16 protein-coding genes and 1 pseudogene are annotated in these 16172 nt (G+C 69.1%); 6 read left to right on the top strand and 11 right to left on the bottom strand.

The window, feature by feature from the left end; all coding sequences use genetic code 11:
- Nucleotides 1–23 precede the first annotated feature (23 nt).
- Genes GT354_RS06705 through GT354_RS06695 form a run of 3 tightly spaced genes read right to left on the bottom strand, consistent with a single transcriptional unit; the run spans nucleotide 24 to nucleotide 1532 of the window.
- On the bottom strand, nucleotides 24–179 hold the full coding sequence (locus GT354_RS06705; RefSeq protein WP_161355285.1) for a hypothetical protein: 156 nt from the start codon (nucleotides 177–179) through the stop codon (nucleotides 24–26).
- Nucleotides 180–230: 51 nt separating this feature from the next.
- Nucleotides 231–605 (bottom strand): VOC family protein, encoded by a 375-nt coding sequence (locus GT354_RS06700; protein WP_161355284.1) that lies wholly within the window; start codon nucleotides 603–605, stop codon nucleotides 231–233.
- Between the two features lie 54 nt (nucleotides 606–659).
- Complete coding sequence (locus GT354_RS06695; protein ID WP_161355283.1) at nucleotides 660–1532, bottom strand: acyl-CoA thioesterase domain-containing protein; 873 nt, start codon at nucleotides 1530–1532, stop codon at nucleotides 660–662.
- A gap of 72 nt (nucleotides 1533–1604) precedes the next feature.
- Between GT354_RS06695 and GT354_RS06690 the strand changes: the two genes are divergently transcribed.
- Together GT354_RS06690 and GT354_RS06685 are read left to right on the top strand one after the other, a co-directional pair.
- Complete coding sequence (locus GT354_RS06690) at nucleotides 1605–2831, top strand: MFS transporter (protein WP_346011898.1); 1227 nt, start codon at nucleotides 1605–1607, stop codon at nucleotides 2829–2831.
- A gap of 49 nt (nucleotides 2832–2880) precedes the next feature.
- Complete coding sequence (locus GT354_RS06685) at nucleotides 2881–3135, top strand: hypothetical protein (protein WP_161355281.1); 255 nt, start codon at nucleotides 2881–2883, stop codon at nucleotides 3133–3135.
- A gap of 357 nt (nucleotides 3136–3492) precedes the next feature.
- Here GT354_RS06685 and GT354_RS53565 read toward each other — a convergent pair whose 3' ends face one another.
- From GT354_RS53565 to hpnH, 4 genes are all read right to left on the bottom strand, one after another.
- A complete protein-coding gene (locus GT354_RS53565) occupies nucleotides 3493–3885 on the bottom strand; it encodes a GNAT family N-acetyltransferase (RefSeq protein ID WP_237534441.1) in 393 nt (130 codons plus the stop codon).
- 221 nt (nucleotides 3886–4106) lie between these two features.
- The gene (locus GT354_RS06675; RefSeq protein WP_161355279.1) at nucleotides 4107–5075 is read right to left on the bottom strand and encodes a helix-turn-helix domain-containing protein; all 969 of its coding nucleotides are present in this window, start codon (nucleotides 5073–5075) and stop codon (nucleotides 4107–4109) included.
- Nucleotides 5076–5384: 309 nt separating this feature from the next.
- Nucleotides 5385–5771 carry a hypothetical protein gene (locus GT354_RS06670; protein ID WP_161355278.1) on the bottom strand — a complete coding sequence of 129 codons (387 nt, stop codon included), beginning with the start codon at nucleotides 5769–5771 and terminating at the stop codon, nucleotides 5385–5387.
- A 480-nt stretch (nucleotides 5772–6251) separates the two neighbouring features.
- A complete protein-coding gene (hpnH, locus tag GT354_RS06665) occupies nucleotides 6252–7256 on the bottom strand; it encodes an adenosyl-hopene transferase HpnH (protein ID WP_161355277.1) in 1005 nt (334 codons plus the stop codon).
- 141 nt (nucleotides 7257–7397) lie between these two features.
- Between hpnH and GT354_RS06660 the strand changes: the two genes are divergently transcribed.
- Nucleotides 7398–8006, top strand: coding sequence for a TetR/AcrR family transcriptional regulator (locus tag GT354_RS06660; protein WP_161355276.1), 609 nt, complete (start codon nucleotides 7398–7400; stop codon nucleotides 8004–8006).
- Between the two features lie 374 nt (nucleotides 8007–8380).
- Here the strand turns inward: GT354_RS06660 and GT354_RS06655 are convergent, their stop codons facing one another.
- The 4 genes from GT354_RS06655 to GT354_RS06640 all read right to left on the bottom strand — a co-directional run bounded on the left by GT354_RS06655 (nucleotide 8381) and on the right by GT354_RS06640 (nucleotide 13040).
- Entirely contained in the window at nucleotides 8381–9799 is a 1419-nt protein-coding gene (locus GT354_RS06655) for a penicillin-binding transpeptidase domain-containing protein (protein ID WP_202511580.1), read from the bottom strand.
- A gap of 41 nt (nucleotides 9800–9840) precedes the next feature.
- Nucleotides 9841–11223 (bottom strand): FtsW/RodA/SpoVE family cell cycle protein, encoded by a 1383-nt coding sequence (locus GT354_RS06650; protein WP_161355274.1) that lies wholly within the window; start codon nucleotides 11221–11223, stop codon nucleotides 9841–9843.
- 300 nt (nucleotides 11224–11523) lie between these two features.
- Nucleotides 11524–12318, bottom strand: a complete 795-nt coding sequence (locus GT354_RS06645) for an ABC transporter permease (protein ID WP_161355273.1) — start codon at nucleotides 12316–12318, stop codon at nucleotides 11524–11526.
- Nucleotides 12315–13040 carry an ABC transporter ATP-binding protein gene (locus GT354_RS06640; protein WP_161355272.1) on the bottom strand — a complete coding sequence of 242 codons (726 nt, stop codon included), beginning with the start codon at nucleotides 13038–13040 and terminating at the stop codon, nucleotides 12315–12317. The genes GT354_RS06645 and GT354_RS06640 overlap by 4 nt, the downstream gene beginning before the upstream one ends.
- A 177-nt stretch (nucleotides 13041–13217) precedes the next feature.
- Here GT354_RS06640 and GT354_RS06635 point away from each other — a divergent pair, with 177 nt between their 5' ends.
- The 3 genes and pseudogenes from GT354_RS06635 to GT354_RS06625 form a co-directional block, all read left to right on the top strand.
- Nucleotides 13218–14468 (top strand): histidine kinase, encoded by a 1251-nt coding sequence (locus GT354_RS06635; RefSeq protein ID WP_346011897.1) that lies wholly within the window; start codon nucleotides 13218–13220, stop codon nucleotides 14466–14468.
- A complete protein-coding gene (locus GT354_RS06630; RefSeq protein WP_161355271.1) occupies nucleotides 14465–15118 on the top strand; it encodes a response regulator transcription factor in 654 nt (217 codons plus the stop codon). The genes GT354_RS06635 and GT354_RS06630 overlap by 4 nt, the downstream gene beginning before the upstream one ends.
- Before the next feature lie 376 nt (nucleotides 15119–15494).
- A pseudogene (locus GT354_RS06625) lies at nucleotides 15495–16172 on the top strand (hypothetical protein); the annotation flags it as partial.

Genomic DNA, 16172 nt, shown 5'->3' with positions numbered 1-16172 from the left:
GGCGAACGGCAACGACTCGTGGGTCAGGCCGTAACCCGAGCCGAAACCGTGTGCGGGACACTGACCTCGCCCGGCACGTCGAACAGCTGCGGGACGCGCCGGCCGCGGCTGTACCGGATCACGATGGCGTCCTCGTCCAGGAACCAGGTCGCTTCCGCGCCGTCGATCCGCGCGGTCATGCCGGGCATTGTGACGGTGTTCGACGGGGTTCCGGCACCGGGGGAACGGGCTCAGCGGCCGTTTTGGGTCAAGCCGTAGAAGTTTCCCTCGTTGTCGCGGAAGGTCGCCCACCACCCCCATTCCTGCGCTGCGGGTTTGTCCGGGAACTCGATGCCCTTGGCGAGCAGTTCCTCGTAGGTCGCGCGGATGTCGGCGCACGTGAACAGCACGTTGTTCAGGGCGCCGACCTTTTCCATGTCGAAGTGCGTACTGAACAGCACAAGCGTGATGCCGTCACCCGGGGCGCGGACCTCGATCCAGCGTGGGCTGCCCGCCTCGCCCATCGGGGCGTCCATGACCTCCTCGAAGCCCATCTTCTCGGTCCAGAACTGCTTGGCTGCGTCCTGGTCGCTGACGTTCAGGGTCACCTTGCCGACGTGCAACATGTGAACTCCTCCGGCTGGTCGCGATGTCGATGCCCCCGGCGAGCGGCTACCCGATCACCGGTGTTCGATCGGTTCGCCGAACAGTGCCTCCTGACTCACCGTCGCAAACAGGCTGCCCGACTCGTCGAAGAGCCGGCCGTGCACCGTTCCGTGCCCGCCGTGCATGGTCGTGCCTTCCTGCTCGTACAGCCACCAGCGGTCCGCGCGAAACGGGCGGTGGAAGCGGATCCCGTGATCCAGGCTCGACCGCGGGATCCACCGCCGGCCCAGCGCCGAGGCGTGCGGCAGGACCAGAGTGTCCAGGATGGTCAGGTCGGTCGCGTACGCGATCGCGCACGCGTGCAGCAGGGGACGGTCCGGGAGTTCGCCGTCGGCGCGACACCACAGCGCGTTGTGCGGCGGGCGCGCGGCCGACGTCTCGTCGGCCCACGTCGGGGGCTCGACGTAGCGGATGTCGACCGGGTTGCGGCGCACCAGTTGAGGACGCGTCAGTGGCCTGGTCAGACCCGCGAGCCGCTGCTCCAGCGTGGGCAGGGTCTCGGGCGCGGGCACGTCCGGTGCGCCCGGCCCGTGCCCGAACACGGTCTCGGGCCGCGCCACCCGAAAGGACGCGACCAGGTGCACGACGAGCTTGCCCGCCTGGACCACGTCGACCTGACGGTGGCTCAGCGTCCGGCCCTGCAACGTGCGGGTGACGTCGTAGGTCAACGGCAGCGTCGGCTCGGCCGGCCGCAGGAACGACGTGTGCAGGGAATGCGGCAACCGGTCGGCGTCGACGGTCGCTCCCGCGGCGGCCAGGGCCTGGGCGACCAGCCACCCGCCGAAGACGCGAGGGGCGCCCGGATCAGGGCTTTTCCCCTCGAACAGGTCGGACTTGAGTCGGGTCGGCTCAACTTCTTGCGTGAACTGGGTGACTGCGCTGCTCATGGCTGCTAGTACAGCAAGTACACAGTCGACTTAGACAACGAGGGGCGTGGTGACGGCGTGGCGTGGGGTGGGGTGAAGGTCCTTCGGGACCGCAACGCGGGCTTGTACCTGGGCGGGGTGCTCGTGTCCGGATTCGGCAGCAGCGCGATGGCGCTCGTCGCGGGAGTTTGGGCCAAATCGCTCACCGGATCGGACAGCGTGGCCGCCCTGATGGGGCTCGGCGTATTCGCCCCGACGCTGATCGGACCACTGCTCGGATCGGTCGTGGACCGACTGCCGGTGCGACGCGTGCTCGTCGGGATCAATCTCGTGCTCGCGGTCGTCCTCACCGCGACCCTCGCGGTGCACTCGTCGGCACAGATCTGGATCCTGTTCACGGTCATGCTGGTCTACGGCGTCGGCTTCGTGTCCTTGGACGCGGCCGAGTCGACCGCGCTCACCGCCGGTGTCGCGCCGGCGCTCCTGGGCGACCTCAACGGAATGCGGCTGAGCGCGGCGGAGGGCATGAAGCTGCTCGCGCCGCTCGCGGGGGCCGGATTGTTCGCCTGGGCCGGCGGGCACGCGGTCGCGCTGCTCGACGCGGCCACGTTCGTGCTCGCGGCCGGGGTGTTCGCGCTGATGCGCTTCGAGCAGACGCCGGCGGCGCCGGCCGCCGCGGGATGGCTGCGGCACACGGCCGAGGGCGCGCGCTACCTGTGGGCGCACCGGCCGCTGCGCCGGCTCGTGGTCTCCGGCGGGCTCGCGATGCTCGTCTCGGGGGTCAGCGGCGGCGCGATCTACGCCGTGGTGGACCACGGGCTCGGGCGTTCGCCCGCGTTCGTCGGCGTGTTGTACGCGGCGCAGGGCGTGGGTTCGATCGTGGTCGGGCTGCTCGCGGGCACGGTGATCCGCCGGCTCGGCAACCGCGGGTTCGCGGTGCTGGGCCTCGTGCTGTTCGCGGTGGGGGTGGGGCTGCGGGCGCTCACGTGGCTGCCCATGGTGCTGGCCGGAGGCGTACTGGTGGGGTTCGGGCTGCCGGCGGTGCACATCGCGGCCCTGACGACCCTCCAGCGGGAGACGCCCGCGCGGCTGATCGGGCGGGTGTCGGCGACGGCGGCGACGATCATGTTCGCCCCCACGGCGGTCGCGATCCTGGGCGTGGCGGGCCTGTTGGCGGTGGTCGACTACCGGTTCATCCTGCTGGGGGCGGCGGCGCTGGGGATCGCGGTCGCGGGCTATTGCGCGGCGGGGCGCGGCGAACGCGCACCGGAGGAATCGACCCGCGCGGAAACCGAGGACGCGGATTCACGGCACGTGTGACGCACGCATGTCCTAGGTCGCCGGCATTGTGCGACCTACGATGATCCGCATGTATGAAACGGCGGAAATCCCGGCTGAGCTGATTGCCCTTCAGCGAGACCGTGATCACGCGGCCGACGCCGTCAGGGCGTTCGCACGTGAGAACCCCGGGCGGCTCGACGCCGAACTGACCCGGCAGTGGTCGGCGGCCGTGAAGGCGGAACGCAACGCCATACACGCGCTGCACGCGCACCCGATGATGGTGCTCGGGCCGAACCGGTTCAAGATCATGCGCGCCCTGCGGGCTGCGGCTCGGATCACGTGACGGGGGACGGCCGGAGTCGGGGGACGGGCATCGGGGTCGCGAGGCGGGGCTCGGGGTGGGTGACGCGAGTTCGGGTTGCCGGTTCGGGATGCCGACGGGACTTCCGTTCGCGTGACGGGAGTTCGGTTTGCGTGCCGTGCCGTGGCGCGGGGTCGAGCGGGCAGCGGAATGGGGTGCGGTTCGGGTCGCGAGACGGCGGCGTGCGGTTGCGGTTGCGGTTCGGGTCGTGAGACGGCGGCATGGGGCGCGGTTCGGGTCGTGAGACGGCCGCGTGGGGTCGTGCTTCGGGTTGCGTGACGACAGCCCGGTCCGTACAGGGGCAAGAGATCGTCGGACCGGGCCGTCGAGGCACGCAGCTTAGGCGGCCCCACCGACATCGAGAGAGCGTTCGAACTCCATTCGGTCCTGCCCCGGGCCGTCCCGGTCCGGTACGGGGCCGCGCACGGTGAAGCCCATCGCCGTGTGGTATCGGATCGAGGCGGTGTTCGCGGGACCGGTGATCGCGCGCACCCGTACCCGCCCGTGTGCTCGGGCCAGTTCGAAGAAGCGCTCGTACAGCTCCCGCGCGAGCCCGCCGCGCCGCAGGTCGGGCCGTACGCCCACGAAGTGGATGTACGCCTCGTCGGGATACGCGGGTGACATGAATCCGATCAGGAATCCGCCGAGCCCGTCGGCGTCCTCGGCGTCCTCGGCGATCAGGCTGGTCGGGTGGAAGTGGTCCAGGAACAGGCGGGGCACCATCGCGGTCATAGGTCGGCCCCACCACGCGTCGAGCACGGAGACGATCGCCCGATGGTCGTCGGGGCGCGCGGTGCGGATGGTCGGGGCGGGCCGAGGGGGGCGGGGCGACTCGGGCGGTGACGGGTGCGGTGATTGGGCCGGTGGTTCGGTCGGTGGTTCGAGTGGCGGTTCGAGCGGTGATTCGGGTGGCGCTTCGGGTGGCGTTTCGGCCGGAGTGCCCTTTGGCGGCCTCATGCGGTGGCCGGCGTGGGGCAGAAGGTCCTGCGGTAGTTCTGCGGCGTCGTGCCGCGACGGCGCAGGAAGTGGTGCCGCAGGGTGGCCGCGCTGCCGAACCCCGAGCGCTCCGCGACCACGTCCACCGGCAGGTCGGTCTCCTCCAGGAGCTCCCGCGCGAGCAGAACCCGCTGGGTGGTGAGCCACTCGTAGGGCGTCGTGCCGGTCTCCTGTTGGAACCGGCGAGCGAAGCTACGTGCCGACATGTGCGCGTGCTCAGCCATCTGATCCACCGTCAGGTCGGTCGCGAGGCGTTGCTCCATCCACGTGAGCGACGCGCGCATCGGATGGGTCGACGGCTCGGGGAGCGGGCGGGCGATGTACTGCGACTGACCGCCCTCGCGGTGCGGCGGCACCACCATGCGCCGGGCGATCGCGTTCGCGACGCGCGTGCCGTCCTCCAGCCGCACCAGGTGCAGGCACGCGTCGATGCCGGCGGCGGTGCCGGCGCTGGTGATCACGCGGCGGTCCTCGACGTACAGCACGTCCGGTTCGACGACCGCTGCGGGAAACAGCCGGGCCAGTTGGTCGGTGTGCTTCCAGTGCGTCGTGCACCGGCGATCGTCGAGCAGCCCGGCGTGGGCGAGGGTGAAGGCGCCCGTGCACACGCTCACGATCCAGGCGCCGCGGGCCTCGGCCGCGCGCAGGACGTCGAGCACCGCGTCGTCGGGTGACGTGTCCCTGTCGTGCTCGGCCGCGGCGGGGATCGCGATCAGATCCGCCCGGGCGGCGGATTCGAGCCCTTGCTCGATGTAGAGGTCGTAGCCGGCCTTGGTGCGCACTCGTCCCGGCGTGACCGCGCAGACGGTGAAGTCGTATACGGGACAGCCCTCTTCGCTCCGGTCGATGCCGAACACCTCGGACAGCACACCGAGTTCGAAGGGCGCCACGTTGTCCTGGGCGATGACCACCACGTTTCGCAGCATCTCCCCATCATGCCCGAGAAACGGGTGAGTTGGCAGGATGTTGTGGTCATCCGGCAGTGCTGCCACTCGTTGCATGCGCATACAACAGGCATTCTTGAGGCATGACAATTCTTGCGGTTTTCCTCGCGATCACGATGATTCTCGGCCTTTTGTCGCTGCTCGGTAAGACGACCGACTCGCGCGACCACGACCAGCTCCGGTCGTGGCACCTCTGACCGGGCACCGCGCCTCGGCGGCAACCGGGGCGAAACGACGACGCGCCCGACCCCACGAGACGTGGAGTCGGGCGCGTCCTCGTGTGGGGAGCGGTCAGTTGCGACGCTTCATCGCACGCAAGACGAGGAAGACGACGATCCCGATGACGATCAGGACGAGGATCCCGATCAGAAGCTTTCCGATCGCCTTCTTGAAGAAGCCCTTCTTCTTTTTCTTCGACTTGGTCTTCTTTGCCGGGTGGACCTGCTGGGTGGCCGCCTGGTGCGACGTGGTCTGAGCGGACCGAGCCGACTGGGCGGACGTCCCCGCGACGGCCTGCGCGCCGGACGAGGTGAGTGCGACCGTCGCGGTGGTCGACGCCGCCTGGCGGGTGACCGTCGGCGCGGCAGGCGCCGCCTGGGCGGGCGCCGCGGTCAGCACGGCTGCGAATACGGCCAGCAGAATCGGGCCGGTGAGACGCCGAAGTATGCGATGAACCATCGTGAAATGCCCCCATATCAACCCCGCGAATCAGGCGATTCGCGGTGTCGCCGCAAGCCCCGTGGTGGGCCGACGGCCGGGCGAATCTACCCGATGCGTCTCGGGATACGTGGGGAAGCAGGTCAAGATTTGGTCTGCTCGCGACCCATGCGACACGTGTCAACAGGGGTTCCGCTACGCTGGCGGCTCATCAGGTTGTGTGGCCCGAGGGTCGGTGAGGGATCCTCGGGCCTCGCAGTCTGCACGTGTCGCAACGACGACGTGGACCCGGTGCCCGGATCGAGCACCGCGTGGTCCCGGCGCCAGGTTCGAGCACACAGGCCCAACGCGTGGAATTGCCGCTTGGGGCCCCGCCTTTCGACACTCGTGCCTTTCGACACTTGTGGCCTTGCGAAGTTTGGGGCCCTTCGAGGTTCGCCGTCTTGCGAGGTTCGCCGTCTTGCGGGTTCGCGGCATTCGCCGAGTGGGTGCACCGATCGGTCAGCCCGCGACGACCGCTCGCAGGCTTTCCTTGAGCGAACCCATCGTGGCCAGCACGGCCGTCGGCTCGTAGCCGCAGTGCGCCATGCAGTTGTCGCAGCGCGGGTCCTTGCCGCGGCCGTAGTTCTCCCACTCGGTGTCGTCGAGCAGTTCCTTGTAGCTCTGCACGTAACCGTCGCCCATCAGGTAGCACGGCTGTTGCCAGCCCAGGAGCGAGTAGGACGGGATCGCCCACGGCGTGCACTCGAAGTCGCGCTTTCCCTCCAGGAAGTCCAGGAACAGCGCGGAGTGGTTCAGCCGCCACTTCTTGCGGTTGCCGCCGGCGAAGGCCGACGCGAACAGCTTCCGGGTCTGCTCGACGCCCAGGAAGCGGTTCTGCACCGGAGCCTTCTCGTAGGCATAGGCCGGCGAGATCTGGATGCGGTCGACCTTGAGGTCGTCGTTGAGGAAGTTCAGCACGTCGACGATGCTCTCGGGAGAATCGGTGTTGAAGAACGTGCTGTTCGTGTACACCTGGAACCCGGCGGCCTTGGCCATCTTGACGGCGGCCACGGCCTCGTCGAAGACGCCTTCCTTGTCCACGGCCTGATCGTGCTTCTCACGCAGACCGTCGATGTGGACCATCCACGCGAAGTTCTTGTTCGGCTTGAACTTGTGCAGGTGCTTGGGCAGGAGCACCGCGTTCGTGCAGATGATCACGAACTTCTTGCGCTTGAGCAGTTCCTCGACGATCACGTCGATCTGCTTGTGCATCAACGGTTCGCCGCCCGCGAGCGACACCATCGGCGCGCCGCACTCCTCGACGGCCGCTACGGCCTGTTCGACCGACATGCGCTTGCGCAACACGTCGTGCGGCTGCTGGATCTTGCCACAGCCTCCGCACTTGAGGTTGCACGCGAACAGCGGCTCGACCTCCACGATCATCGCGAACTTGTCGACACGCTTGATCTTCTGCTTGACCAGATGCGTGCCGATTTTCACAGCCAGGTTCAGCGGCAGGCCCATGACCGTCGCATCCTCTCAATCCCCGATCCCGGGGGCGTCGGCGTCCGCTGTAGCACGTGCTCGGCGTGGCGTCGTTGCCCGGGGTCACCCGATAATGACAACATCAATCAACATACAGGCTGTACGTCACGTGGGGGTTGTATGGCGGTCACGCGTCGGGCACAACATGTCGCCGATACCCGTGGGGCACTATTGGTCGCCGCGCGTGAGTTGTTCGCGAAACAGGGCTACGCCGGCACCGGAACCGAGGAGATCGTCGCCCGGGCCCGGGTCACCCGAGGGGCGTTGTACCACCACTTCAAGGACAAAGCGGATCTCTTCCGCGGCGTCATGGAGACCGTGGCGCGCGAAGCCGCCGAAACGCTCGTGTCCCACGAGATGCGTCATGCCCAGGACAACCCCAGCGAACCTTGGGAGCAGCTGCGGCACGGCTTTCAGTCGTTCCTGGACGTGTGCACCACCGGCGACTTTCAGCGGATCGTGCTCGTCGACGGGCCGGCGGTGCTCGGGCCCGGGTCGTGGGACGCGCTCGTGGACGAGCACGGGCACGGCCTGCTCGCGGCGTGGCTGCGGCAGGCGATGGACAACGGCGAGATCGACCGGCTGCCGGTGGCACCGCTCGCGCGGTTGTTGGCGTCGCTGATCTCGGAGGCGAGCCTGTACACGGCGCGAGCGCAGGATCCGACGGTCGCTCGACGCGAGGTGGGGCAGGTCATCGACCGGGTGTTGGCGGGGTTGCGGAGGAGGTGACGGGGGTTGGTGGGGTGGCCGCCCGGGTGCGCGTCGATGCGCGTCGATGGGTGCCGGTGGGTGCTCGTGGGGGGTGAAGTGTGGAGGGCGTCGACGGGTGCCCGGGGTTGGTCGGGTGCCGGCAGGTGTCGATGCGTGGTCACCGGTGGTGAGGGTGGTGACGGCATCGATGAGTGTCGATCGGGTGTCGAGCGGGTGCGGACAGCTGTCGATGGGTGCTCGCGGGTGGTGAGGTGCTCGTAGGTGGTGAAGTGCTCGCGGGTGGTGAGGTGCTCGTAGGTGCTGAAGTGCCGGCGGGTGCCGGTGGGTGGCCAGATGTCGGTAGGTGCCGTAGGTGCCGGCGGGGCGTGCTGGGCTTGGGTGGATCGGTGTGGTTATCTGGCGAGTACGGCCGCCATCACCGCTTTGGCGATGGGGGCGGCGAGGCCGCCGCCGGTGATGTCGGTGCGGAGGGCCGCGCCGTCCTCGACCACGACGGCGACCGCCACGGCGGGCTTGGCGTCGGGAGTCGGCTTGGCGTAGGCGATGAACCACGCGTACGGCACGGCGCGGTTGTTCTCGCCGTGTTGGGCGGTACCGGTCTTGCCGCCGACGACTACGCCGTCGATTTTGGCGTTGCCGCCGGTGCCCTCGGTGACCACGGCCTGCATCATCTGTTGAAGTTGGCGCGCGATCGGCGCGGTGACGGCGCGGGTCAGGGTTCGGCGCTCGGTGCGCTGGACGGTACTTCCGTCGCTGCGGGTGAGTCGGTCGACCAGATACGGCTTCATCACCTCGCCGTCGTTGGCCACGCCGGCCGCGACCATCGCCATCTGGAGTGGGGTGGCCCGGGTGTCGAACTGGCCGATCGAGGACAGCGCGGTCTGCGGGCGGTCGGGCTGTTTGGGGAACGGGCTCTCCGCGACCGCGACCGGGATCCGCAGTTTGGTGTCGTCGAAGCCGAACGCCTTCGCCTGACGGCGCATCACGTCGGCGCCCATGTCGACCCCGAGCTTGGCGAAGACGGTGTTGCACGACACGGTGAGCGCGTAGCGAAGCGTCGCGTCGCGACATCCCGAAGCCTCGTTGCCCAACTGGGTGTGGGTTTCGGGCAGTGGGTACGGGTCGGGCGATGCGGTCGGCGTGTCCGCGCCGTCGACCGTGCCCGAGGCCAGGGCCGCCGCCGCGGTGACGACCTTGAAGGTCGAGCCCGGGGGATACGTCTCACGCAGCGCGCGGTTGAGCATCGGCCGATCCGGGTCGCCGTCGAGCGCCGCCCACGACCGCTGCGTCGCCTTGCCGGCGCCGGCCAACCTGCCCGGGTCGTAGGACGGTGTGCTGACCAGGGCCAGGATCGCGCCGGTGGTGGGGTCGATCGCGGCGACCGCACCCTTGTTGCCGGTGTTCGCGAGGCCCGCGAAGGCGGCCCGCTGCGCGGCGGGCCGGATCGTGGTCGCCACATGGCCCCCGGGGTTGCGCTTGCGGGTGATCGCGGTGAGGACCGGCCACGCGCCGAGCAGTGGATCGGTGCCGGCGAGCAGGTCGTCCTCGACACCCTCGATCAGGGAGCTTCCGTACAGCTGCGAGGCGTAGCCGGTGACCGGGGCGTAGAGGGGGCCGTCGGTGTAGGAGCGGCCGTAGGCGAGGTCGGACGTGGTCCGTGTGGAGCCGGTGATCGACTGGTCGGCGACCAGGATGTCGCCACGCGGCTCCTGGTAACGCACGATCTGGGGGCGGCGGTTGCCCTGCATGTGGTCGTAGGTGTCCGCCTTGTACGCCTGGACCCACGTCGCGTTGCCGAGCAGCGCGAGCATCAGCAGGAGGCAGAAGCCGGCGGCGCGCCGGGCGGTGATGTTCACGCGTGCACCGCTTCGGGCAGGTACGCGGGCTCGTCCACCGGCGCGGGTGGACGACGTCCGCGATCGCTGATCTTCATCAGCAGTGCGATCAGCGCCCAGTTGGTGACCACCGACGATCCGCCCTGGGCGAGGAACGGCATCGTCATGCCGGTGAGCGGGATCAGCGCGGTCACCCCACCCGCGACCACGAACACCTGGATCGCGAGCACCGCCGACAGGCCGTAGGCGAGCAACGAGCCGAAGGCGTCGGGTGCTTGGAGGCCGGCCCGAAAGCCGCGGGCGACCAGGAGGGCGTAAAGCACGAGCAGCGCGGCGATCCCGGTCAGCCCGAGTTCCTCGCCGACGGTGGCCAGGATGAAGTCGCTCTTGGCGGCAAAGCCCACCAGGATCGAGTGCCCAAGCCCCAGGCCCGCGCCGAGCAGTCCGCCCGCCGCGAAACAGAACAGCGATTGCGCCAGCTGTCCCGGGCCGAGCCCCGCGTGGATGCTCGCGAACGGGTCGAGCCAGTTCTGCACCCTGCTGTGCACGTGCGGCTCCACCGAGCCGACCACGAACGCGCCGAGTGCGATCAGGAGCAGGCCCACCAGAATCCAACCGATCCGGGCCGTCGCGACGTAGAGCATGACGATGAAGGCGCCGAAGTAGAGGAGGGAGGTGCCCAGATCGCGTTCGAGGACCAGGATGCCGACGGAGACGAGCCACACCGCGACGACCGGGCCCAGATCGCGCCCACGGGGAAGGTTGACTCCCCAGAACCGACGGCCGATGGTCATCAGCGTCTCGCGCTTGGTCGCGAGGTAGGACGCGAAGAACACGCACAGGACGATCTTGGCGAACTCGCCGGGCTGCAACGAGAACCGGCCGAGTCGGATCCACACCTTCGCGCCGTTGATGGCGGGGAAGAAGGCCGGGAGAATCATCAGGAAGAGCGCCACGGCTGCCGAGAGATAGGCGTACTTGCCGAGGGTGCGGTGATCGGGCACGGCGATCATCACGACCGCGAACAGGATCACCCCGATGGCCGACCACATCAACTGCGCGGGCGCCGCCTGGGTGTGCGGCGTCTCCAGGTCGAGCCGGTAGATCAGGACCAGCCCGAGACCGTTGAGCAGCGCACCGATTGGGAGCAGGACCGGATCCGCGTAAGGCGCGTAGCGGCGCACGAGCAGATGCGCGACCAAAACCAGGAACCCGAGCCCCAAGCCGTACTTGGCGGTGTCGGGAGGGACCGTGTCGTCCCTGGCGAGGCCGACGTTCGCGTAGGCGAACACCGGGACCAGGACCGCGAACACGAGAAGCAGGAACTCGGTGTTGCGTCGCGTGGGCGACAGGGGTGCCCCTGCCCCCGCCGCCACGTCGCTTCGCCGCCATCTGGACATGCGCTCTGGAATGCCCGGAAGTGACCGTGGGTAATCGAACTGTTGCTGTTGCGGTGGTGCTGCGGTGGTGGTGGTGCGGGGGCGGTGAACGTACGGTGCGGTGATCAGTGCGTTGGGGTGGTTGTGTGGTGCGGCGATCACCGGGGTGCGGTGCCTGTGCGGTGCGATGATCAGCGGGGCGCGGTGATGGGGCGCTGCCGTGATTCGTGGGTCGTGGTGATGGCGTGGCGCGGGGGCCGGCACGGTGCGCTGGTTGTGTTTTGGCGTAGGGATGCCTTCCGGTGGACGGGCACCGCGTGATCATGCGTCACGCCTGCGGATCACGGTCATCGTGGCGACGACAGCCGCGACCGCCCACAGGGCCATGACGCCGATGCCGATCCACGGGTCGACTTCGTGCGCGTTGAAATCGCGCAGACGCATGATGCGCTGGCCGGCCTTGTCGGGCAGGAATCGGCCCACCTCGCGCACGCCGGGTATGGCCGTGAGCGCGGCGGTGCCCAGGAAGAGCAGCGGCATCAGCAGGCCCATCGAGGCCATCGGGGTGCGCAAGAGGAACGCGGCCCCCGCGCACAGAACGGTCAACAGCGTGAGATACGCGGCATGCCCGAATGCCGTGCGCCAGGTGTCCGAAGAACCCAGCGCGATGTCGCCGGCGGGCATGACCAGGCGGGCGAGCAGGGTGCAGGACAGGCTCGACACGATGCCCGTGACCGATCCGATCGCGGTGATCACCGTCAACTTCGCGGCGGCGAACACGCGGCGGTCGGGCACCGCGGCGAGTGACGAGCGGATGGTGCCGCTGCCGTATTCGCCGGCCACCGCGAGGACCGCGAAGGCCACCAGCGCCATCTGCCCGAAGTTCACGCCGTAGTGCACGAGCGTGAAGGCGTCGTACTCCGCGCCGTCTTCCCTTCGTTGGCCCTTCGCGACGAAGGCGCAAACCAGCGCGCTGACCCCGGCGATCAGCACCACCGTCGCCCAGGGCAGCCATCTGGTCGAGGGCACCGAGCGGATCTTGGTCCACTCCGCGCGCGCCGCGGCGCGAAAGATCGGTTGTATCTTCGCCGTCTCGACCGTTGTCACCGTGCTCACGACCGGCCACCTCCCACGAACTGCTCACGACCGGCGGTCAGCCGGAGATAGACGTCTTCCAAGGACTCGCCGTCGCCGACGAAGTCGGACAACGAAGTGTCGGCGAGCAACCGGCCGCCGGCGATGACCACGAGGTGATCGGCGGTCAGCGCCATCTCGCTCATCAAGTGGCTCGACACGAACACCGTGCGCCCCTCGGCGGCGAGCGAGCGGATCAGGTCGCGAATCCACCGGATGCCCTCGGGGTCCAGGCCGTTGACCGGCTCGTCGAAGATCAACACGCCGGGATCGCCGAGCAGCGCGGCTGCGATGCCCAAGCGCTGGCTCATGCCCAGCGAATAGCTGCCGGCGCGGCGCCGGGCCGCTTCGGTCATGCCTACCTCGGCCAGCACCTCGTCCACCCGGGATTCCGGTATGCGATTGGACTGCGCGAGGTAGAGCAGGTGGTCGTGCCCCCGGCGCCGCTTGTGCACGGCGCCGGCGTCGAGCAGCGCCCCCACGTGTCGCAGCGGGTCGCGCAGCTCGGTATATCCGCGGCCGTCGATCGTGACCTCGCCGGACGTGGGCCGGTCCAGGCCGAGCGCCATCCGCATCGTGGTCGACTTGCCGGAGCCGTTGGGGCCGAGGAAGCCGGTCACCGTGCCGGAAGCGACCTCGAAGGACAGGTCGTCTACGGCGAGCACGTCGCCATAGCGCTTGGTCAGATTACGGATCCGGATCATGTGCTTCGCTCCCTGGTGTGGGTGTGGGTGTGGGTGTGGCGTGGGTGCTGCGGTCGGCTGCTTTTGCGGTGCCTCAAGATTGCGATCTCGGAGGGCCTCGTCGGATCCCCCAACCGTGGGGACGGTCTCCCCCGGGTGGGGGAGGTTCGGCGGGAGGGGACTCGAGATGATGGCGATGTGTTCCAGTCCGTGCCACGTCGCACCATGCCGACCCGCCTCGTGCGGCCCCTTGTCGCGCCCACCACCTACACCCGCGCGTTCCACCAGTTCACGGGCCTGCTCCTGGGCGTTGCGGTCGCCATGGTCCATCCGGGGCTCGAAGGCGGCGAGAACTCGCTCGGATACGCGGTGTGGCTGCTCGTCACACCGGTGCCGATGTTGACGGCGTTCGGGCTCGTCGCCGAGGCGCGGCGCTTCGAAGGGTTCCAGGCCCGGCTTCTCTTGCGGCCCGGCGACGAGAGCGACATCGCCATCACACGCTCGCGCACATGGCCCGACCGCCGGCGGACCGCGCTGTGGCTCGTGCTGCGGGTGGAGTGCGGTTGGCTCGGTCTGGCCCCCGCCGCCTACGGCGCGGTGATGGCGATCACGATGCTGTTGGCGCCGGCTACGCAGCACGGCCTGTCCGTCAACGGGCTCACATTCGGAGGCGGCGCGGAGCACTGGTGGTTCGTTCCGCTGGGCGTGATCTTCTTCGTGCTGTCGGTGTACTACCTGGCTGCCGCGGGCGCCTTGCTCACCACGTTGAGCACCCGACTGCTCGGCCCGTCCCAGAGCGAGCGGCTCGTGTTGCTGGAGCGTCGGACCGAGCAACTGCTCGAACACAACCGCTTGGCCCGTGAGTTGCACGACTCGATCGGGCACGCGCTCTCGGTGACGGTTCTGCAGGCAGGCGCCGCGCGGCAACTGCTCGACACCGACCCCGTGTTCGCAGACAAGGCATTGGGGGCGATCGAGGAGACCGGCCGCCGCGCCCTGGAAGACCTGGAGCGGATGCTGTTGTTGCTGCGAGAGTCACCCGAACCCGCCGCGCCGCGCCCGGGACTCGCCGAGATGCAGTCGCTCGTCGACAGCACCCGCGCAGCCGGCGCGCGAGTGGAGTTGAGCATGCTGGGCACGCTCGAAACGGTGCCGCCGGTGATATCGCGCGAGGGCTACCGGATCGTGCAGGAGTCGCTCACCAACGTGCTGCGCCACGCCGGCCCGGTGCTGGTCGAGGTTTCGGTCTCGGTCGACACCGAAAGCGTCGAGTTGACCGTGCGCAACGGGATCGGCGAGTCGAGCGAGTTGCCACGGCGTACCGGCGGCGGGAGCGGCCTGCGGGGCATACGCGAGCGCGCGGCACTGCTCGGCGGCGAGGCCACCGCCGGACCGCACGACGGCTACTGGCGAGTACGCGTACGCCTGCCTCTACGGTGGGCGTCGTGAACATCAGGATCGTGCTGGTCGACGACGACGAACTGGTCCGCGCCGGACTGCGGGCGATCATGGACGCCCAACCCGACATGGAGGTCGTCGGCGAGGCCGACGACGGCGCCGGTGTGCTGTCGCTCGTGCGCTCGCTGCGGCCCGACGTGGTCGCGATGGATGTGCGGATGCCGCGCGTCGACGGGATCCAGGCCACCCGCGACCTGTTGGCGCACCTCGCCGAGCCGCCCAAGATCATGATCATCACGACCTTCGAGAACGACGAGTACGTCTACGAGGCGCTCAAGGTCGGCGCCCACGGTTTCCTGCTCAAGCGCGCTCGACCGGCCGAGATCACCGGCGCGGTCCGGGCGTTGGCCACCGGCGATTCGTTGGTGTTCCCGGCCAAGCTTCGGGCGATGGCGGCGACCTTCGCGAAACCGGATACACGCGGCAATGCCGTGGCGAAGGCGCGACTGACCGACCGGGAAGCCGACGTGCTGCGGCTGATGGCCCGCGGCCTGAACAACGCCGAGATCGCCGGCGAGCTGTTCCTGGGAACGGAAACGGTCAAGAGTCACGTGAGCGCGGTGCTCGGCAAGCTGCGGGCGCGCGATCGCACCCAGGCGGTCATCGCGGCGTACGAGTCGGGCTTCGCCGGGTCCGCTTGATAGGTGGGTGGTCGGGCTTTCGTTGCACCGGCCGTGCGATTGGCGGTGACCTTTCGTCGGGCTGGTTTTTTGTCGGGCCGACCGCTCGTTGGGCCGATCTTCCGCTGGGCTGATCTTTCGTTGGGCCGATCTTTCGTTGGGTCAGGTTGTCCGTTTGGTTGTCCTCGTGGTGGGCCGACCTTCGTTCATCGGCTCGGATGGTTGTCGATCCGGCGCTTTGCTTACCGAAACCGCGGCACGGGTGAGCAAAAGGCGACACTAAAAGAGATGTTCGTACTGGGTGTGACCCTTGCGAGTGACGCTCGTTGGCCATCGTGCGCGCGGCCTCGCACCGATTCGCGAGCCCTGATCAAGGCGCGACGAAGGGGGCCAACACATGCGACACACTGAAGACGAAACCGCGACCTCGTGGCGCCGACGACGGGACCGGGACGCGGTCCGCCGTACCGAGGCCCTGGTGGTCGGGCGCTATCCCGAACTGGTTCGGCTGGCCTACCTGATCCTCCCGCCGACGCTGGAGCGACACCGCCGCGTGCTCGCGGCACACGCCCTCGTCCAAGGCGCCCTGCCGCGCCGACTGCGCGACGTGACACGGATGACCGGCGTCGGCGAAATCGCCGACGCCGACGCCGTGCGCGCAAGAATCGTGCGCGGTGTCGACCGGCGCCGCCGGTTCGCCCTTCGCCGGTCGGTGCTGCCGCGGGTGTGGGGGCTCAAACTGTTCCCGCCGGCCGGCGGCACGGACGAACTGGCCCTCGAACAGGCCCTCGGTAGTTTGTCGGTGCCGGCCCGCGTGGCCTACGTACTGCGCGTCCTCGACCACCTACACCCCGCCGACGTGCAGGCCCTGCTGCTCGCCGCCGGCGTTGAGGACGCGGCCGGTGCGATCGGCGAAGCCGCCGCGCTGATCGAGCAGGCGGCCGAGCCCACCGGGGAGAACCGGCCCGCGGTAGAAGTGCTGCTGCGCGCCGACCGGTTCGACGCCTGCTCGCTCCGGGCGGGCCCGTCCGACCTGCTGCGCCGGCGCCGTTGGCGCCGTACCGCCGTCGCCGTC

It is taken from the genome of Streptomyces sp. SID3343, from assembly GCF_009865215.1.
In the GTDB taxonomy this organism is placed as follows: Bacteria; Actinomycetota; Actinomycetes; order Streptomycetales; family Streptomycetaceae; genus Embleya.
Note: the sequence above shows the minus strand (reverse complement) of the source record. Positions and strands in the feature narration are given on the sequence as shown.